At 66.4% G+C, this 18,851-nt stretch carries 16 protein-coding genes; 11 read left to right on the forward strand and 5 right to left on the reverse strand.

Annotated elements, in window-relative coordinates:
• Nucleotides 1-8: 8 nt before the first annotated feature.
• The 3 genes from ACIBW7_RS12195 to ACIBW7_RS12205 form a co-directional block, all read right to left on the reverse strand.
• A complete protein-coding gene (locus tag ACIBW7_RS12195) occupies nt 9-1,361 on the reverse strand; it encodes an ATP-binding protein (RefSeq protein ID WP_397046303.1) in 1,353 nt (450 codons plus the stop codon).
• Between the two features lie 83 nt (nt 1,362-1,444).
• Entirely contained in the window at nt 1,445-2,140 is a 696-nt protein-coding gene (locus tag ACIBW7_RS12200; RefSeq protein ID WP_397046304.1) for a response regulator transcription factor, read from the reverse strand.
• Nucleotides 2,141-2,166: 26 nt separating this feature from the next.
• Nucleotides 2,167-2,541 carry a hypothetical protein gene (locus ACIBW7_RS12205; protein WP_397046305.1) on the reverse strand — a complete coding sequence of 125 codons (375 nt, stop codon included), beginning with the start codon at nt 2,539-2,541 and terminating at the stop codon, nt 2,167-2,169.
• Between the two features lie 417 nt (nt 2,542-2,958).
• Here ACIBW7_RS12205 and ACIBW7_RS12210 point away from each other — a divergent pair, with 417 nt between their 5' ends.
• A complete protein-coding gene (locus ACIBW7_RS12210; protein ID WP_397046306.1) occupies nt 2,959-5,190 on the forward strand; it encodes a hypothetical protein in 2,232 nt (743 codons plus the stop codon).
• A gap of 85 nt (nt 5,191-5,275) precedes the next feature.
• Entirely contained in the window at nt 5,276-7,075 is a 1,800-nt protein-coding gene (locus tag ACIBW7_RS12215) for a hypothetical protein (RefSeq protein ID WP_397046307.1), read from the forward strand.
• 258 nt (nt 7,076-7,333) lie between these two features.
• Here the strand turns inward: ACIBW7_RS12215 and ACIBW7_RS12220 are convergent, their stop codons facing one another.
• Nucleotides 7,334-7,621, reverse strand: coding sequence for a hypothetical protein (locus ACIBW7_RS12220; RefSeq protein WP_397046308.1), 288 nt, complete (start codon nt 7,619-7,621; stop codon nt 7,334-7,336).
• Nucleotides 7,622-7,727: 106 nt separating this feature from the next.
• On the opposite strand from ACIBW7_RS12220, the gene ACIBW7_RS12225 reads away from it, so the two are divergent.
• Nucleotides 7,728-9,716, forward strand: a complete 1,989-nt coding sequence (locus ACIBW7_RS12225; RefSeq protein WP_397046309.1) for a glycoside hydrolase family 15 protein — start codon at nt 7,728-7,730, stop codon at nt 9,714-9,716.
• A gap of 175 nt (nt 9,717-9,891) precedes the next feature.
• Here ACIBW7_RS12225 and ACIBW7_RS12230 read toward each other — a convergent pair whose 3' ends face one another.
• Nucleotides 9,892-10,962 carry a M48 family metallopeptidase gene (locus ACIBW7_RS12230; RefSeq protein WP_397046310.1) on the reverse strand — a complete coding sequence of 357 codons (1,071 nt, stop codon included), beginning with the start codon at nt 10,960-10,962 and terminating at the stop codon, nt 9,892-9,894.
• Between the two features lie 72 nt (nt 10,963-11,034).
• On the opposite strand from ACIBW7_RS12230, the gene ACIBW7_RS12235 reads away from it, so the two are divergent.
• The 8 genes from ACIBW7_RS12235 to ACIBW7_RS12270 all read left to right on the forward strand — a co-directional run bounded on the left by ACIBW7_RS12235 (nt 11,035) and on the right by ACIBW7_RS12270 (nt 18,850).
• Nucleotides 11,035-11,124: an Ms4533A family Cys-rich leader peptide gene (locus tag ACIBW7_RS12235; protein WP_387290907.1), complete on the forward strand. Its 90-nt coding sequence runs from the start codon at nt 11,035-11,037 to the stop codon at nt 11,122-11,124.
• A 166-nt stretch (nt 11,125-11,290) separates the two neighbouring features.
• Nucleotides 11,291-12,349, forward strand: a complete 1,059-nt coding sequence (locus tag ACIBW7_RS12240) for a sulfate ABC transporter substrate-binding protein (protein WP_397046311.1) — start codon at nt 11,291-11,293, stop codon at nt 12,347-12,349.
• A 208-nt stretch (nt 12,350-12,557) separates the two neighbouring features.
• Nucleotides 12,558-13,358: a sulfate ABC transporter permease subunit CysT gene (cysT, locus tag ACIBW7_RS12245; RefSeq protein WP_397046555.1), complete on the forward strand. Its 801-nt coding sequence runs from the start codon at nt 12,558-12,560 to the stop codon at nt 13,356-13,358.
• Nucleotides 13,355-14,161 (forward strand): sulfate ABC transporter permease subunit CysW, encoded by an 807-nt coding sequence (cysW, locus tag ACIBW7_RS12250; protein WP_397046312.1) that lies wholly within the window; start codon nt 13,355-13,357, stop codon nt 14,159-14,161. The genes cysT and cysW overlap by 4 nt, the downstream gene beginning before the upstream one ends.
• The gene (locus ACIBW7_RS12255) at nt 14,158-15,153 is read left to right on the forward strand and encodes a sulfate/molybdate ABC transporter ATP-binding protein (RefSeq protein ID WP_397046313.1); all 996 of its coding nucleotides are present in this window, start codon (nt 14,158-14,160) and stop codon (nt 15,151-15,153) included. Before cysW ends, ACIBW7_RS12255 begins: the two co-directional genes overlap by 4 nt.
• A gap of 227 nt (nt 15,154-15,380) precedes the next feature.
• Complete coding sequence (locus tag ACIBW7_RS12260; RefSeq protein WP_397046314.1) at nt 15,381-16,091, forward strand: hypothetical protein; 711 nt, start codon at nt 15,381-15,383, stop codon at nt 16,089-16,091.
• Nucleotides 16,092-16,605: 514 nt separating this feature from the next.
• Nucleotides 16,606-17,718, forward strand: a complete 1,113-nt coding sequence (locus ACIBW7_RS12265) for an Hsp70 family protein (protein ID WP_397046315.1) — start codon at nt 16,606-16,608, stop codon at nt 17,716-17,718.
• Between the two features lie 127 nt (nt 17,719-17,845).
• Entirely contained in the window at nt 17,846-18,850 is a 1,005-nt protein-coding gene (locus ACIBW7_RS12270; RefSeq protein ID WP_397046556.1) for a diiron oxygenase, read from the forward strand.
• The last annotated feature ends 1 nt before the right edge of the window (nt 18,851 follow it).

Consider the following 18,851-nt stretch of genomic DNA (forward strand, 5'->3'; position numbering starts at 1 on the left):
ACCCCGGGTCAGTGCGTCGGATTGATTCGGACGCGCAGGCGCACGCCGCCCAACGGGCTGGAGTCCAGTTCGGCTGTGCCGGAATGGAGTTCGGCTTGTTGGCGGACCAGGGCCAGGCCGAGGCCGGAGCCTGGGGAGCCGGGGCCTTTGGCGAAGCGGTCGAAGGCGGTGGTGCGGAGGGCTTCGGGGATGCCGGTGCCGTCGTCGTCGATGGTGATTTCGACTGTGTCGGAGTCGCGGCGCGCAGCGACCGTGATGGTGTGTGCGTGACCGTGCTGTACGGCGTTGGCGACCGCGTTGGTGACGATCAACATGAGGCCGCCGGGTAGACCGGTCACCGTGGTCGGGGCGCATTCGGTGAGGTCGATGTTGACCTCGGGGTGTCTGCGACGAGCGTCTTGCACTGCGCGGTCGAGGGTTTCGCAGAGTTCGAAGGGTTCGAAGGCGTCGGATTCGGTGAGTTCGCCGACGGCGAGTTGTTCCAGATCGGTCAGGGTGTTCTCGATCTGGCGCTCGGCCAGCAGGACATCGGCGAGTACCGCGCGCTGCTGATCGGCGGGCAATTCCTTGGTGGCCAAGACTTCCAGGTCGGTGCGCATCGCGGTGAGCGGTGTGCGCAGTTCATGGGCACAGACCGCGGCGAAGTCCCTGGCACTGGCGAGTGCGCGATTGGTGGCGCCGTGTGCCGCCTCGAGCCGTGCGAGCATGCGGGTGATGGCGTCGGAGAGTTCTTCCGCCTCGCGGGCTCCGCGGCCGCTCAGCGGCGGGAGCTGTTCGAGAGTATCGATGCCGTGCGTCGCGGTGGCCAGTCTGCGCAGTGGTCGCGCGGCATAACCGGCCAGAAACCAGCCGAGCACCGCGGCGAGCAGCACGCCCGCGATGCCGATCCCGACGCCGATCAGCTGGCTGCGTCGGATGGCCGAATCCACCAGTGCGCGATCGGGTTCGAGCCGCACTACTAAACCGGGCGCGCCTGCGACGACGGTGCGGAGGTCACCGGGGCCCACGATCACCCGCCCAGGTAGGGCGGGGTCCGGTTGCGGGGCGGGGATGGCAAGACCCGGTTGCGGGGTGGGCAGGGTCTGTGGTGCGGGGATGGGGACGGAATCCGGTTGGGGGGCGGGAAGGGTCCGTGGATCGGGAAGGGTTCGAATCACCACGTGTGGTGGCATATCCAGCGGTGGTGCGATGGCGACGCCCATGGTCGAGACCGTGTCGTCGAACTGACGGGAACCGGTGGCGTCGAGCAGTGCGGTGTAGGCGATGCCGAGTGTGACCGCGACCAGCGCCGCGACCACGCCCGACACCAGTGCCACGCGAACGCGCAACGACAGCGACACTGTGCCTTTCGGCGGCCTCACCGTTCGGCGCCACCGGCTCGTCGGCGTTGGGCCCGGTTGTGCTGGAACCGATGCCGATACTCGCTCACGACCGCCCGTAGCGCTCACCCTTCCTCCCGCAGTACGAATCCCACCCCGCGCACGGTGTGGATCACCCGAGATGCACCGTGCGCCTCCAACTTCCGCCGCAGATAGGAGACGAACACATCCACCACATTCGTATCGGTGGTGAAGTCGTAACCCCAAACCGCGGAAAGGATCTGCTCGCGGCTGAGCACGATGCCGATGTTCTCGGCGAGCAGTGCGAGCACCTCGAATTCCCGTTTGGTCAGCTCGACCTGCTGTCCGCTCGCGAACACCCGATGTCCGGCCCGATTGATGCGGACCTGTCCGACCTGGCGTTGGTCATCGCCGGACGGCCGGATCAGCGCGGGCCGACGGCGCAGCAACGCGTGCAGGCGGGCGACGAGTTCGCCGAGGTCGAAGGGTTTGGTCAGGTAGTCATCGGCGCCGCGCTCCAGGGCTGCTATGCGATCGCTGACCGCGGTGCGGGCGCTCAATACGCAGATCGGAATGTCGTTGCCCATCGCGCGCAATGCCGTAACCACGCCCGCCCCATCGAGATTCGGCATATTCACATCGAGCACCATGGCGTCCGGATCGGCGCTGCGGACCATCGACAGCGCCTCGGCGCCGTCACCCGCGGTGACCACCTCGAAGTCCGAGAGTTCGAGCCCGCGCCGTAGCGAGGCGAGAACTCGAACCTCGTCGTCCACGACCAAGATGCGTTGTCCGGTCATGGGGCCACCATAGAGCCGCCCCTCGGTCAGCTGCCGCTACTGCCGGACGGCGCCGGACGTGCGGGCTGGACGTACAAGACGCCGGGCCCGACAGGTCCGCCGGGCCGGGCGGGCCCCACGATGACCGGTCCGGACGGATCGATATCCGGGCAGCCCGGCAGCGCGAGATCCGGCGGCGGGGCGGCCGGAACGCCGAGCATCCGACCCGGCCGCTCGAGGATTACCACGTGGGGTTGGCCGGGGGCCTGCACCACGCATGTCACCGTCACGTCCCCGTCGCCCGGTAGCGGCGGCTGGGCCGAGGCGACTCCGGCGACCAGCGCGGCCGCGGTGGCGGCGAATGCGGTACCCGTGGCGATGGTGACAATGCGGGCTCGGCCGCGTCCGAGGGTGGCAGTCATGATGCGATCTCCTTCGCGTCGGCGCCGGGTTCGTCCCGGCGAGACCGACGCTAGGGCGCCGAACTTCACCATCTCTTGAGCAATCATTAGAGATCTCTTGCGGCGCATCGAACTTCGGGCTGTACGCGTGGCCGCCGACGAGTTAGTCTCGTCGACACGGTTTCGGGGCCGCCGCGTGGCGCGGGCTCGGAGCCCTCGAGCAGGTCCGATCGCAACACCGGCCCCCATTCGGGATGCCCGCAGAAACAGGGCTTCCGTTCTGGTTTCTCCAATGGCAAGGTTATGTTGCTCGTCACAGTCGTATGCTCTGCGGACCTGCAGAATGTGACAGTTGGGTTTTCCGGAATATCGTTAGGTGATCTTCACTCGGTCTGCCCGGCGTGGTGAGGATGCTGGAAACCTGAGAGTGGAGCTTGCATGACGAGTGACCTGCCCTTCGACAGCGATGCCACCGACGCTGACGACCGTGCGGGCGACACCGCCTATCGCGTTGCCACCGGCGTCGCGCGGGTAGCGAGGGCGGGCGCGTACGTGACCGGCGGTGCGCTGGTCGCCACCAATGGCGGTACCGCACCCGTCCATCCAGGCGGGCAACGGCTCGACAGCTGGACTTCGGCCTACACCCGCGACCCCGATGCGGACGCGCCGAGCCCCGTGGTCACCTTCCCGGATCCGGACCCGAATTCGACACCGCCCGCACCACTGCATTCGTCGACGCCGACCCCGCGCGATGTGAGCGTCAACGCGCCGTTCACCATCCCGAATGTGCCCAATTCGGGCGTGTACATCGGACCTGTTCCGCAGCAGCATTCATCGCAGCCATGGCAGAACACCGGGTACGGAAGCTATCAGCCCGGCCTCGCTCTCGGAACCGAGAGCGAACGGTCCGGACTCGACCTGCACAGCGACACACCGCAGTCCGGCCTCGATCTCGGTACCGGACACGTGCCCGGCGGCTTCGGTAACCTGCCCGGACTCGACTTCGGTCAGGGCGGCCACGGCTTCAACCTCCCCAGCCCGAACGGCTTCCTCGCTCCGGGTTCGAATCCCTTTACCCTGCCCCGTGTTCCGACGTCGGGGACGGCCATCAGCGAGTCGGTGAGCAGCGATGCCGAAAGCGCCGACGACGGCGATGCGGTCGCGAGCAACGTTCCGTTCTACGGCGGCAACATGTTTCACAGCGGCGCGACCGGGGGCAGCGGTGAGCTGTTCCACGGCAGCGACGCGTTCCATGGCAACGACGCATTCCACGGCAGCGACGCGCTCCACGGTGCCGACATGTACCACGGTGTCGGCAGCCCGGATGCTTTCGGCGTATTCATCAATGCCGAAGCCGGTTTCAGCGTGCACACCGAACTCCAAGTGGACTTCAGTGCCGGCCCGAACGGGGTGTACCTCGCCACGCAGTCCAAGATCGAGGTCGAGGGCGCGCTGAAGGTCGAGGTCGGCGCAGGCCGGGTCGGCGACAATATCGACAGGTACTCCGATTGGCTCGGCCAAACCCCCGGCACCACTGGACGTACCGGCCTCGACAATGCCGGCACGAACGCTACGGCCAACCCGGTCGGCACCCAGCCCGTCGGATCGCAGTACTCAGCCGTGCAGCCCGTCGCGGTGCAGCCCGTGCAGCCGTTCGCGGCGCCGCTGCCCGCTCCGGTCGCGGCTGTCGCGCCCGCAGCGGTGGCCCCCGCGGTCGTGGCGCCCGCCGCGGTGGCGGCGCCGGTTGCGGCCACTCCGCTGCAGACCACGATTCAGCCGGATGTGGCGAGCACCCCGGTCGCCAACGTCCTGGTCGCCCCGGCGGGTCCGTCACCGCTGACCGCGCCCGCCGCGACGGTGCCCGCGCTGTTCGAGCCGAGGCCCGTTCCGGCGAAGCATCCGGTCGTCGTCGACGATTCGCCGTCCACCACGACGCCGCTGACGAACACTCCGACCACCGTCACCAAGACGGTGCCGATCCCCGGCGACAACACCACCGGGCATCCGACCAAGACACCCGAAACGGGCAGCACCAAGCCCGGCCACACCACTGTTCCGGACACGGATGCCACCGGGACGACGAAGATCCCGACCGCGACCCACGCGCCGACCACACAGGCTCCCACCACGCACGCACCGACCCACACCGCGACGCCGACGACACCGGACGACGACGATGTGACGATCCCGAGCACCGGCAACGGTGGCGGCACCAGCACCGGTCACAGCGGCGGGACTACCCCGAGCACCGTCAACGGCGGCACGGGTGGCAACTCGGCTCCGAATACGCACACCACCCAGCCGGACGTCGACGACCCGACCGTGGATGTCCCGACCGTCTCGGTGCCGACGATGACCCACTCGGCGCCGACGGTCCCGCCGACCGCTGATATCGATATCCCGACCGCGAATTCCCCGGCACCGATCCCGACTCAGCAGCCGCACGTGCCTGCGCCGACGATGCCCGCACCGGTCACCCCGATGAAGCCGCCTGCGCACCCGATCGCCGCCGAACTCGGCGATCCGGCCGATTTCGCGCACCCGGTGTACGAGCCCGATCACACGGCACTGACCCTCATGGCCGCCGGGCTGTCCACCCCGTTGCTGCCCGATCCGGGTGTGGACGACGGCCACCACTTCGTGGCGGGCCTGGATATCACCCTGATCTAGGAGCCGCACGGGGGTCGCGCGCATCCGTCGCGCCGGCGCATGTCATCGTCGAACGCGATATTCGTACGACAGTTAGGAGGAGCGGTTGTCTGCCGCAGCCGGGCTGGAGGCCGCCACGGTGAAACATCCGGCGGCGATGGCGCCAGTGATCGGAATCCTCGATCAACTGCAGGAGATGACCCGCTCCGCGGGCCGGCAAGACCTGGGTGGCCGACTGAGCATGGTCCGGGCCAGGGTCGGTGACCCACGGCTGCGCCTCGTGGTCGTCGGCGCCGCGAAGAACGGTATGAGCACCCTGGTCAATGGTCTGATCGGGGCGCGGGTGAGCGCCACCGAGAGTGCACTGAGCGTGCCGGTGATCGCGGAGTTCGGACCGGAGCCGACCGCCGTACTGGTGAAATCGCTGGGGGCGGGCCGGATCGAACGCCAGCCCGTCGATCCGCTCGACCCCGGGCCCGCGCTGGCCGCCGACGGGGTGATCCGCGCCGAATTCACCGAGCCGAGCCCGCTGCTCGCCGAGGGTCTCGTCCTGATGGACGCACCGGGCGGCAACGGCGACGATCACATCACCTGGTCGATGATCGCCGCCGCGGATGCCGTGCTCTACGTCGGTGACGCCGGATCCGAGTTCAGTGCGGAACAGATCGGCTACCTCGAGCGCATCCAGCAGCTCTGTCCGACGGTCATCTGCGCGCTGAACAAGATCGACCTGCACCCGCACTGGCAGCACACCCAGCAGCGCAATCGCGAGCTTTTGGACGCCGCCGGACTCGGTTTCGCGGTGGCGCCGGTTTCCGCGCTGCTGCATCTGCAGGCGGGCAATTATCAGCGTGATATCGAATCCGGCGTGCCCCAACTGGTCGACCACCTGCGCGATTATGTGCTGGCAAGGGCCGACAGCCTGGTCCTGGAAGCCGCGGCCAACGACATCCGCCTGGTCGTCGACCACCTGGCCGTGACTCTGCGGACCGAGGCCGAGGCGCTGCGCGATCCGCGGCGCCGGGTGGAGATAACGGAACAACTGGTCGCCGCCCGCGACCAGGCCGACCAACTGCGGCAGCGCTCGGCCAATTGGCAGGTCACTCTCGGTGACGGCAGTACCGAACTGATGGCCGATATCGAACACGACTTGCGGCACCGGCTGCGCAGTCTGGTGCGCGATGCCGAGGCCGAGATCGTCAACACCGATCCGGCCCGCCGCTGGCAGGATTTCGGCGCGGATCTGGATGCGCGCATCTGCGAGGCCGTCGAAGAGAATTTCGTGGTGGCTCACTACCGGGCGGTGGAACTGTCCGAACAGGTGGCCGCCAAATTCCCCGCCGATCACCGCACCCCGCCGCTACCGGACCTACGCCTGGAAAATCCCGGTGAAGTGCTCGACCAGGTCGCGCCGCTGGATCCCCTGATCAGCGGGAAAGCCGGTGTGCTCGGCCAATTCCTGACCGTCATGCGCGGGTCCTACGGTGGCCTGCTGATGGTCGGTGTGCTCACCAGTCTGCTGAAAATGCCGCTGGTGAACTGGTATTCGGCCGCCGCCGCGTTGCTGCTCGGCGCCAATGCGCTGTGGGACGACCGCAAGGCGCGCAAGCAGCGCCGTCAGGCCGAGGCCAAGGTTTCGGTGGCCAGACTCATGGACGACGTGATCTTCCAGGTCGGTAAGGAATCGCGAAATCGGTTGCGCGCCATGCAGCGCACACTGCGCGACCACTTCACCGATATCGCCACCGATGTACTCCGCGCCGCGGACGAACGCTTGCGCGTCGCCGAGGTGGCCTACGGAAAATACGGCGATCACCGCGAGGAGCGCATCGCCGATCTGGACGTGCAACTCGGCCGGTTGCGCGGGCTGCGCGCCGAGGCCGATGGGGTCAGCGCGGCCGCGTAGGCAAGCCGCGGCGCGGCCGCGTCAGCAGGACGCAGCTCGGCCGCGCAAGCAGATCGCAGGGTGGCCGCATCGGTAGGGCCGTACGCGATCCAGCGCGCGATACGGGCTTCGTGATGAGCTGAGGTCGGCGAGCCCGCCCCAAGATCGGCAAAGAAGTAGACGAGCGGTGCGGACTACTCAGCTAGCGGGTGACGAGCCAGGCGATGACCACGAGCACGAGCAGGGCGATCAAGGCGAGCTGAACGCGGGAACGCGGCATCAACGCGCCCCGCTCTGCGCGGTCTCGCGCACCGCCACCGGCGGCGCGATCGGCTCGGGCATCAGGGCGGCCTCGGGGCCCACGACGTCTTCGGCGGTGAGTGCCGTCGAGGTCGCGCGATTACGGCCGAGCAGTTGCAGCGAGACCCGCAGCAGTCGGTCCAGCAGGTAGGCGATGGCGAAGCTGACCGGAACCATGCCGACCAACACCACGATGAACTGCGGGATAAACGGCAAACCCGCCACCCACAGCTCGAAGCCGTCCCACCACCCTGCAATCTGATGCACGGCACCAGCCTAGCGGTGTTGAATTTGCCGCGCCGTCGGCACCGCGTGGTGGCCGGGTTTCGGCGCGCTCGGTGGACGACACGGGCAGACGGACCGAAGATGAGGTATGGCGTCTTCCGATGATCTGACCGTAGACGAACCTGCCGACCTGCCCGTGCTCAGTCAGCTGAGTGACATGCGTCAGCACGCCACCTATCCGCCGATCGACGATTACGCATTCCTGTCCGACTGTGAGACCAGCTGTCTGATAGCCAGCAATGGCGGCGTCGAGTGGATGTGCGTGCCACGGCCCGATTCGCCGAGCATCTTCGGCGCGATGCTCGATCGCAGCGCCGGACATTTCCGGATCGGCCCGTACGGGGTCAATGTGCCCGCGGCGCGACGGTATCTGCCCGGTGGCATGATCCTGGAGACCACCTGGCAGTCCGAGACCGGCTGGCTGATCGTGCGCGACGCGCTGGTGCTCGGTCCCTGGCACAACAACGATCAGCGCAGCAAGACCCATCGCCGCACGCCGATGGACTGGGATGCCGAGCACGTCCTGCTGCGCACGGTGAAGTGCGTGAACGGCACGGTCGAGCTGGAGATGAGCTGCGAGCCCGCCTTCGATTACCACCGCGCCCCGGCCCGCTGGGAGTACACCGGCAAGGTGTACGAGGAGGCCACCGCGGTGCGCAGCACCGATCCGAGTGTGGGCCCCACACTGGTGCTGACCACCGACCTGCGGCTCGGACTAGAGGGCCGTGAGGCCCGCGCGCGGACCAGGATGAAGGAGGGCGACGAGGTGTTCGTCGCGCTGACCTGGTCGGAGCTGCCCGCACCGCGCACCTTCGACGAGGCGGCGCAGAAGATGTGGCAGACCACCGAATGCTGGCGGCAGTGGATCACCCTCGGCGATTTCCCGGATCATCCATGGCGCAACTACCTCCAGCGCAGTGCGCTGACGCTCAAGGGACTCACCTACGCGCCGACTGGTGCGCTGATGGCCGCCGCAACCACCTCGCTACCGGAAACCCCTGGCGGCCAACGCAACTGGGACTACCGCTATACCTGGGTGCGCGATTCCAGCTTCGCTTTGTGGGGCCTGTACACCCTCGGCCTGGACCGCGAGGCGAATGACTTCTTCGCCTTCCTCAACGACGCCACCACCGGCGACAACGGCGAACCCGTTCCGCTGCAGGTGCTCTACGGCATCGGCGGTGAACGCGACATCACCGAGACCACGCTCGACAACCTGACCGGCTACGACGGCGCCAAACCTGTGCGCATCGGCAACGGCGCGTACAACCAGGACCAGCACGACATCTGGGGCACCATGCTCGACGCGGTGTACCTGCACGTGAAATCCCGCCAACAGGTGCCGGAGTCGCTGTGGCCACTGCTGGAGCGCCAGGTCGAGGCGACCATCGCGCGCTGGCAGGAACCCGACCGCGGCATCTGGGAAGTGCGCGGTGAGCCACAGCATTTCACCTCGTCGAAGGTGATGTGCTGGGTTGCGCTGGACCGCGGCGCGAAGCTGGCCGAACTGCACGGCGAATACGAGCGGGCCACCGAGTGGTACACCATCGCCGACCAGATCAAGGCCGATATCCTCACCAACGGCGTGAATGCCGACGGTGTCTTCACCCAGACCTACGGCGGCGACACCCTGGACGCGTCACTGCTGCTGGTGGTGCTGAACCGCTTCCTGCCGCCTACCGACCATCGGGTGCGCGCCACCGTGCTCTCGATCGCCGACCGGCTCACCGAGAACGGTCTGGTGCTGCGCTACCGGACCGAAACCACCGATGACGGATTGACCGGCGCGGAGGGCACCTTCACCATCTGCTCGTTCTGGCTGGTCTCCGCACTCGTGGAGATCGGCGAACTACAGCGAGCCCGGCACTTGTGCGAGCGACTGCTCGGCTATGCGAGTCCGTTGCGGCTCTATGCCGAGGAGATCGATTCGCGCAGCGGACGTCATCTCGGCAACTTCCCGCAGGCATTCACCCATCTGGCGCTGATCAATGCGGTGACGCACGTGATCAGGGCCGAGCAGTCACACACCTCCGGCGCGTTCCAGCCGGCACACACACCGGCGACTCACCCAGCCTGAGCCCGTGGGGCCGGTACACGGCGAGCGATGTCGACGCCAGCTATCGGGACGATCAACCCTCGTCATCGAATGCGTCGATCCACCCGTTCTCGTCGACCTCACACAATGCTCCATCAGCCAGGTGGACTGTCGGCTGATGTTCAGGCGCGCCCACGCAAGCTTGCGCGAGCGGTTGTTATTCGTCGGATTCCCGGTCGGCTCCGCTGCGCCAGTCATTGAACCGCTTGCCGATCTTGGAGACGGTCTCGCCGACCTCCTGACCGACCGTGCTCACCGCGGATCCGACATCGCGCCCGAGATGGCGCACGGTGCGGATCAGCGGATCCTCGGATTGGTCGAAGTTCTGCCGATAGGTGCGCGCGGCCTCCTTGATCTCGTCGCTGATCCTGGTGGTCTTATCGTGTTCGCGGCGTGGGTAGTCACCGCCGAGCATGCGGTTGTATTCGCCGGATTGGATCCAGCGGCGCAGTTCCGCGGCCCGCAGCACCGAGAACGGATGGCTCTGCAGTTCCAGATTGAGCAGCTTCAGTACACCGTCGCGCAGATCGCCGGAGCGCTCGTAGTCATCGGCCTGCTGCAGGAACGCGCCGTGGTTCATCTCCTTGATCCAGGTGCCGCCCGCGGTCTTCATGTGCACCCGCACCGACGCCTCGACATCCTGACCGCACAGCAATCCGGCCCGGTCGCCGGACAACTCGGATTTGCGGCTCCACTCCATCAGTGCGGCAACGATTGCGCGCAGTGCCCAGCCACCGACCGGCATCCAGCCCAGATTGGCCGAAATGCGCAGTAGATGCATGAGCATGGTGCGGTACACCGCATGTCCGGACAGCGCGTGCCCGAGTTCGTGACCGACGACGAAGCGCAGCTCCTCGGTGTCCATCAGATCGATCAGTCCGGTTGTCAGCACGATGAACGGCTGGTCCATGCCGATCGTGAGGGCGTTCACGTGCGGGCTCTGCAAGACGAACATCTCGGGGGTGATGCGCGCGTCCAGGATTTCCACACAATCCTGACGCAGCTGGTGCAGCGAACGGAACTGGCGCTCGTCCACCCGGACCGCGGTCGCGAGGTACAGCAGCCGGTGCTGGCGTTCTTGCAGCAATCCGGACAAGGTTCGCAAAACGGTATCGAACCCGCTGAGTGAGCGCAGCGTCACCAACGCCGTGCGATCGGCGGGATGCTCCCACGCGCGAGTGCTGATATCAGGGAATACAGTGCGCACGCGGTCCGGGCTGGTAGTCATGGGATGAAACCCCCCTCTTCCTGGAACTCTGTTGATTCGAGCTGGTGGCATTTCCTCTGATACAGTCTGCCCGTGTCTTCGATTGTCGTCCCGCAGGTCCGCCATGAATTGGCGTTGATCGCTGTCGGCAATCTCGCGGTCGCGGACATTCTCTGTCGCTGATCGGCGCCGGGCGCTGCTGCGCACCCATCTTTCTCTAGACTGGCGCGCAAACTTTTTCGCAGCAGTGTCCGTACCCCCGACCTTCGGTCGACAAGTCGCGCCACAGTTCTACCGCCGCGACAACTAGTCCACGTCGCGGCGGAGCGCATTAGGAAAGGTTCCACCCATGTCACCCAGGTCCTTGCTCCTCGGATCCTCCCGATCGCACCGTCGCCCGGTGATCGCCGCGCTAACGGCCGTCGCCGCCGTCGTGCTCACCGCGTGCGGTGGTGGAGCGAGCGACACCGTGGGCGCAGGTGGGCCCGACGGCAGCGGCGGCACCCTCAACCTCTACGCCTACGCGGTCCCGAAGCCCGGTTTCGACAAGGTCGTCCCGGAATTCAACAAGACCGATAAGGGCAAGGGCGTCCAGATCAACGGCTCCTACGGCGCGTCGGGCGATCAGTCCCGCAAGGTCAAGGACGGCGCCGAGGCCGATATCGTCAACTTCTCGGTCGAGCCCGATATCACCCGCCTGGTCGACGCCGGTCTGGTCGATCCGAGCTGGAATGCCGACGCTACCAAGGGAATTCCGTTCGGCTCGGTCGTCGCGATCGTGGTGCGCAAGGGCAATCCGAAGGGCATCAAGGACTGGGACGATCTGCTCAAGCCGGGTATCCAGGTCGTCACCCCGAACCCGTTCAGCTCGGGCTCGGCCAAGTGGAATCTGCTCGCGCCGTATGCGGCCAAGAGCGACGGCGGCAAGAACCCGCAGGCGGGTCTGGACTACCTGAGCCAGCTGATCTCCAAGGAGCACGTGCAGGTGCAGCCGAAGTCGGGCCGTGAGGCCACCGAGACCTTCCTGCAGGGCACCGGTGACGTGCTGCTGAGCTACGAGAACGAGGCGATCTTCTCCGAGCGCAACGGCGATCCGATCGAGCACATCGTGCCGCCGACCACCTTCAAGATCGAGAACCCGGTCGCGGTACTGAAGAACAGCAAGCATCTGGACACGGCGAACGCCTTCCGCGACTTCCTGTTCACCACCGAGGGCCAAAAGGCTTGGGCCTCGGCGGGATTCCGCCCGGTCGACCCGAAGGTGGCCGCCGACTACGCCAAGGACTTCCCGACTCCGCAGAAGCTGTGGACCATCGCCGATCTCGGTGGCTGGAAGACTGTCGACAAGGACCTGTTCACCGCGAACACCGGCTCCGTCGCGGTCATCTACGACAAGGCCACCAAGTAAGTCGGTGATCCGGAACACCCCGCGGTGTGTGCGTTGGGCCCGGAGGAGGCAGCTTGCGTAACGCCGGAAGGCACCGCGCACACCGCAAATCGAAGCAGGATACTGGACGATCGTGACTGACAGCAGCAGCGCCGGGATCGGGCATGCGCCCGCTCCCGGCGGCTCCGAAGACGCCACACCCAAAGCCGCTGGTCGCACCTGGTCGTGGCTGCGGGTAACCGGTTCGGTGGGGCCGCTCGGCATCGCCACCGCGGTGCTCTGGCTCAGCATCATCGTGCTGCTGCCACTGGCCGCGCTCACCGTCACCTCATTCGATGACGGCTGGTCCGGGTTCTGGGATGCGATCACCGCACCCGCGGCCATCGACTCGTTGCGCATCACGGTGCTCGTTTCCGTGGTGGTGGCGATCATCAATGTGGTGATGGGCACGCTGATCGCGTGGGTGCTGGTCCGTGACGAGTTCCCGGGCAAGAGCATCGTCAACGCGCTCATCGACCTACCGTTCGCGCTACCGACGATCGTGGCGAGCATCGTGCTGCTGTCGCTCTACGGGCCGCAGAGTCCGATCGATATCCACCTCAACGCCACCCAGCCCGGCCTCGTGGTAGCGCTGGCGTTCGTCACGCTGCCGTTCGTGGTGCGCTCGGTGCAGCCGGTGCTCATCGAGGCCGACCGCGAGGTCGAGCAGGCCGCGCTGTCGCTCGGCGCGGACAACTGGACCACCTTCCGCCGCATCGTCCTGCCGACCCTCGCGCCCGCCATCATCAGCGGCGGCGGGCTCGCTTTCGCCCGCGCCATCGGCGAATACGGTTCGGTGGTGCTGATCGGTGGTGCCATTCCACGTAAGACCGAGATGGCCTCGCAGTACATCCAGAAGCAGATCGAGATCGACCGGCCGGTGAACGCGGCCGCGGTGTCGGTCGCACTGCTGGTCATCTCGTTCGCGACCCTGCTCGTGCTGCGGCTGTGGGCCGAGCGCACGGCGCGCAAAGAGCAGGAGGCGCAATGAATCTGTCCTCGCCGACTCGTATTTCGCTGCGCGTGATTGCGCTCGGCTACCTGTTCATCTTGCTCGTGCTGCCGCTGATCATCATTCTGTGGCGCACCTTCGAGAAGGGGATCGGCGCGTTCATCGACTCGATCTCCACGCCCGCGGCGATCTCGGCATTCCAGCTGTCGATCCTCATCGTGGCGATCGTGGTTCCGGTGAATGTCATCTTCGGCATCGTCACCGCGATCGCCCTCGTGCGCGGCAAGTTCCCGGGCCGCACACTGGTGCAGGGCATCGTGGATCTGCCTTTCGCCGTCTCACCGGTCGTGGTCGGCGTCTCGCTGATCCTGCTGTGGGGTGCGGACGGCTGGTTCGGCGGACTCGAAGACGTCGGTTTCAAGGTGATCTTCAATCTGCCCGGCATGGTGATCGCGACGATCTTCGTCACGCTGCCGTTCGTGGTGCGCGAGGTCGAGCCGGTGCTGCACGAGATCGGCGACGATCAGGAGCAGGCCGCGGCCACCCTCGGCGCGTCCCGCTGGCAGACCTTCTGGCGGATCACCCTGCCCGCGATCCGCTGGGGCCTGACCTACGGTGTCGTGCTGACCGTCGCGCGTGCGCTCGGCGAATTCGGCGCGGTGATCATGGTGTCCTCCGCGCTGCCGGGTAAATCGCAGACGCTGACCCTGCTCGTACACGGTCGATACATCAACGACCACAACACCTTCGGCGCCTACGCCGCCGCGACCCTGCTGATGGGCCTTGCCCTCGTAGTCCTTCTGTTGATGACCCTCCTCGAACGTAAGCGGGGCACCAAGTGATCACCGTGACCAATGCGAAGAAGAACTACGGTTCCTTCGCCGCCCTGAACGATGTCAGCATCGAGATCCCGTCGGGAGAGCTGACCGCCCTGCTCGGCCCATCGGGTTCGGGCAAGTCGACGCTGCTGCGCTCGATCGCGGGCCTGGAATCGCTGGACGCCGGCGTCGTCGCCATCGCGGGCAACGATGTCACCCACATACCACCGCAGAAGCGCGATATCGGCTTCGTATTCCAGCACTACGCCGCGTTCAAGCATATGACCGTGCGCGACAATGTGGCCTTCGGACTCAAGATCCGCAAGCGTCCCAAGGGCGAAATCGCAAAGCGCGTCGACGAATTGCTCGGCATCGTCGGCCTCGACGGCTTCCAGCACCGCTACCCGGCCCAGCTCTCCGGCGGCCAGCGTCAGCGCATGGCACTGGCTCGCGCGCTGGCGGTCGACCCGCAGGTGCTGTTGTTGGACGAGCCGTTCGGCGCGCTCGACGCCAAGGTGCGCGCCGATCTGCGCACCTGGCTGCGCCGGCTGCACGAGGAGGTCCATGTCACCACCGTGCTGGTCACCCACGACCAGGAGGAGGCCCTCGACGTCGCCGACCGGATCGCGGTGATGAACAAGGGCCGTATCGAACAGGTCGGCAGCCCGGAGGACGTCTACGATCGGCCCGCCAACGAATTCGTGATGTCCTTCCTCGGCGCCGTGGCCCGGCTCAACGGACATCTGGTGCGTCCGCACGATATTCGCGTCGGCCGCGACGCCAGCATGGCGCTCGCCAAAGACGAGGGCACCGCGGAGTCGGCGGGTGTCACCCGCGCCACTGTGGAACGCGTTGTGCACCTCGGATTCGAGGTGCGCGTCGAGTTGCGCAATGCGGCCACCGGCGATCTGTTCGCCGCCCAGGTGACCCGCGGTGATGCCGAGGCGCTGCAGCTCAACGACGGGGAAACCGTCTACGCCCGCGCCACCCGTATTCCGGAACTGCCTGCGGGATAAGGGCGAATTCGACGCTGCTTTATGGCTGCGGATTCCGTATACGCGAAATCCGTGGCCATTCCTGGCGTGTCGAAACCGAACTCCGGTTTCCGCGTCTCATATTGTGCTGAATGCGAAACACCCGCTAGTGGGTTCCGGTGAATTATCGGAACGTAATCCGATGTGAGCATTCGCAATGGTCGTCGAACGCGGCCCGTATGCGGGCGGCGGGAAGTTGAACGATCACCATGTCAATTCGAAGACAGATATTTCTGGCGCTGGCCGCTGCCGGCGTCGCGGTGATAGTCCAATCCGGTCCGGCAATCGCCGCACCGCCACCCGGAACGCCGGCAGTGCGCGCACCGGATGGCCCGGTTATCACCGAGATTCCCGCGGACTCGCCCGAGGTGGCCGCAATCGGTCCGGAATCGGTGGGGAAGCCGATCCCGAACTCATCTGCCGGTCTCACTCCGGCGCAGTTGGTACCGCACGGAATCGAGGGCGAGCAACGGCATTTCACGCCGAATCCGGAGCAATGGGACAACGCGCGAACGATTGTCGACGTGGTCCTGCGTCGCGATCTGCCCGCCTATGCGGCGGTGGTCGCGCTGGCCACCGCACTGCAGGAATCGCTGCTGCGCAATCTGACCGAGGCGGTCGATCACGACTCGCTCGGGGTGTTCCAGCAGCGGCCGTCCGCGGGCTGGGGTACGCCCGCGCAGCTCACCGATCTGCGCTACGCGACCGAGCGATTCCTGGACGCACTGCTGGTCCACGCGCCTGAGTACCAGGCGATGCCGCTGTGGCAGGCGGCGCAGGCCGCGCAGCGCTCAGGCTTTCCGACGGCGTACGCGCGGTGGCAGGAGCAGGCCGCGCAGATGGTGTCGCGATTGCTCGGACCACGGCAGGGACCGATGCGGCGGGCGACGAGTGCCCAAGCGGTGCTGGGCTGTTGCTGATGAGTTGCCAATGGGGGTAAAGGTTTTGATTTCCCGCACCGGAATCGCTCGTGAATTCCGGTGCGGGGAGTCGGAACTCGTTGCCGGATCGGGCTCATCCGGCCGATGGCGGACTGGTCGGTTTCGATACGGCTCGGGTTCGGCTTGTTGTGGCGTACTCGGCAACCTCGACTGGGGTCTGATTGTGGGCTGTTTTCGCATGTAAGAACATGTATTGGAAGCCGGTGGGATGAGCCGGCCGCCTGCTGGCAAACAGTGACAGGGCATCATTGAATTCCGGCGCGCCGTAAGAAGTTCCGGCTGCGACATCGGCGCGTTACGTCCCGTGCCAGGTGAGCCGGGATCGGTGCTCTTGCTGTGCAACCTGTGTTGGTGGCGGCGGCATGCGGACAACCGTGTGTCCGGTGGTTGGCAGGCCGGTCGCGGAGTGGTTGCGTGAACAAGGTTCGAAGCAAATCGGCTCGGCGATCAGAGGATTGCGATGGCGGTTGGTCTCGGTTTGAGCATAGGCACGGTGAACACGGTTTCCGCTCTGGCGGAGGAGGGTTCGGCCAAGGCTCCACCCGGTCGCCGCTCCGCCGCCGAACGCTCGCCCGCCGTCACCCGCCGCACCACCCTCACCTTCGACAGCACCGGAATGGCCAGGGTCGGCATGATTCCGCGGCACGGGCGCGCTATCACCGAATTCGCCGATCTGAGCCAACGCAAGACCAAGCAGGCCAGGGTCGGGCACCGCGCGCTGACCGCGGCCGATCTGATCGCGGTCGTCGCGGATTGCCTGATCACCGAGGCGCGTCGTGATCGTCGAGCGGTCGGTGCGGGTGTCACCCTGACGCATCCGGCGGGCTACACCGAAGGCCAGCTGGGGGAGTTGCGCGCGGCGCTGGACGCGATCGGCCTGACTCATGTCGCGCTGGTCGCCGAACCCGTCGCGGCGGCCACCTGGCTCGAGGTCGAACGCGGGCCACTGATGCCGGGCCTCGCCCTGGTCTATGACCTAGGCGGAGCAAGCCTCGATATCACCCTGGTGCGAGTCGGCGCGGGCTGTCCGCACAATCCGATCGTCGGCGTGCCGATCCGTTCGACGGAATTCGGCGGACGGGCCTTCGGCGCGCTGGTCGCAGCGCGGGCCGGGAACGGGACCGTGCCCGCCTCCATCTCCGGTGCGGTCACCGGTGTCACCGCCGACGAACTGCGCACCATCCATATCCGATCGTCACTGAAGCTGATCTATCGCTGTCTGCGGATGGCGGATGTGACCATGGCCGATGTGGACTGCGTGCTGGTGGTCGGCGGCGCGGCCCGGCCGGTCGAGGTGGCCCAGGTGCTCGCCGGTGAACTGGCGCGCCCGGTGATTACGGCCCCGGATCCGGAACGCACGATCGCCGACGGCGCCGCCCTCATGGCGCGTCGAGCCGCCGCCGCGGACGAGGAGGCGACCGGACATCACCATCGGCGCAAACCACGCAGCGCGACGACGCGCGCCCTTTTACTTTCACGGCGCACCAGGCGCCGCTTGACCCGGGTGGCGATCGCGGCGGGGATGTCGGCCGCTGGAGTGGCGCTCGCGCTGGCGCTGCCCGCCGACTCGGTGGTCGCGAGCCTGTCGCAACTCGGGCTGCGGTAGCGGCGGACCCGGCGGCGCACCGCACCGTCGCCGGGGATGCCGATCGTCTGCCAGGTTGACGTGACTCCTCGTAGGTGTAACTATGGGATACAGTAAATGTGTCCCACGAGGAGAGGCAGTGACGACGATGTCTACAGCCGTGACGCCCGCAGTCGATCCCGATCTGGCGAAGGCGCAGGAGTATGCCGCCAAGCTGCTGCTGCTCTCCGAAGGTTCGGTGAACAAGCACTTCGACCCCTTCGAGGACATCGACTGGGACAATCCGGATTTTGCCGCCGATGCCGGTGAAGAGCGCTGGGTGCTCCCGGTATCCGGCGATGCGCTCGGTCGCCACCCCTGGTACCAGGCATTGCCGCTGGAACGGAAGATCGCGATCGGCAAGTACCGCCAAGCCAATGTCGCCAAGGTCGGTCTGCAGTTCGAATCCATCCTGATCAGCGGCATGGTGACGCACAGCTTCGGCCTGCCCAACGGTTCGCCCGAATTCCGTTACTGCTCCCACGAAATGATCGAGGAGCACAACCACACCCTGATGTTCCAGGAGATGGTCAACCGGATCGGCATCGACGTTCCCGGTATGGGTCCGCTCGTGCGCAAGTTCAAGTACATCGGTGCGCCGGTGGCCGCCCTGTTCCCCAATCTGTTCTTCATGGCCGTCCTCGCGGGTGAGGAGCCGATCGACCACATTCAGAAGGCGATCCTGCGCTCGGGCGAGGATGTGCATCCGATCATGCGCGGCGTAATGGCGATTCACGTCGCCGAGGAAGCGCGCCACATCTCCTTCGCGCACGCATTTCTCGAGCAGCATGTGCCCGAGAAGAATGCGGCCAATAAATTGGTGCTCTCGATCGTCATGCCGATCGTCATGTTCATCCTCGGCCGCTCCATCTACACCCCGCCCCGGTCGTTCTTCAAGGAGTTCGATATCCCGGACGAGGTGCGCAAAGAGCTGTTCTACGGTTCGAAGCAAGCCAAGCAGGAGTTCAGCGACTTCTTCGGCGATGTGCGCACCCTGGCCACTGACATCGGCCTGATGAACCCCATCGGCAAGGCGGTCTGGAAGCTGCTGAATATCGACGGCCACACCACCCGCTATCGCTCCGAGCCGTTGCGCACGGCCAAGGCCGGCTGAC

Source organism: Nocardia sp. NPDC049526 (assembly GCF_044465765.1).
In the GTDB taxonomy this organism is placed as follows: domain Bacteria; phylum Actinomycetota; class Actinomycetes; order Mycobacteriales; family Mycobacteriaceae; genus Nocardia.

Bases quoted from the DNA above. Each gene is read 5' to 3' on its own strand.
- ACIBW7_RS12200 (WP_397046304.1), bottom strand. From the start codon at position 2,140: ATGACCGGACAACGCATCTTGGTCGTGGACGACGAGGTTCGAGTTCTC.
- ACIBW7_RS12205 (WP_397046305.1), bottom strand. From the start codon at position 2,541: ATGACTGCCACCCTCGGACGCGGCCGAGCCCGCATTGTCACCATCGCC.
- ACIBW7_RS12210 (WP_397046306.1), top strand. From the start codon at position 2,959: ATGACGAGTGACCTGCCCTTCGACAGCGATGCCACCGACGCTGACGAC.
- ACIBW7_RS12225 (WP_397046309.1), top strand. From the start codon at position 7,728: ATGGCGTCTTCCGATGATCTGACCGTAGACGAACCTGCCGACCTGCCC.
- ACIBW7_RS12230 (WP_397046310.1), bottom strand. From the start codon at position 10,962: ATGACTACCAGCCCGGACCGCGTGCGCACTGTATTCCCTGATATCAGC.
- ACIBW7_RS12240 (WP_397046311.1), top strand. From the start codon at position 11,291: ATGTCACCCAGGTCCTTGCTCCTCGGATCCTCCCGATCGCACCGTCGC.
- cysW (WP_397046312.1), top strand. From the start codon at position 13,355: ATGAATCTGTCCTCGCCGACTCGTATTTCGCTGCGCGTGATTGCGCTC.
- ACIBW7_RS12260 (WP_397046314.1), top strand. From the start codon at position 15,381: ATGTCAATTCGAAGACAGATATTTCTGGCGCTGGCCGCTGCCGGCGTC.
- ACIBW7_RS12270 (WP_397046556.1), top strand. From the start codon at position 17,846: ATGTCTACAGCCGTGACGCCCGCAGTCGATCCCGATCTGGCGAAGGCG.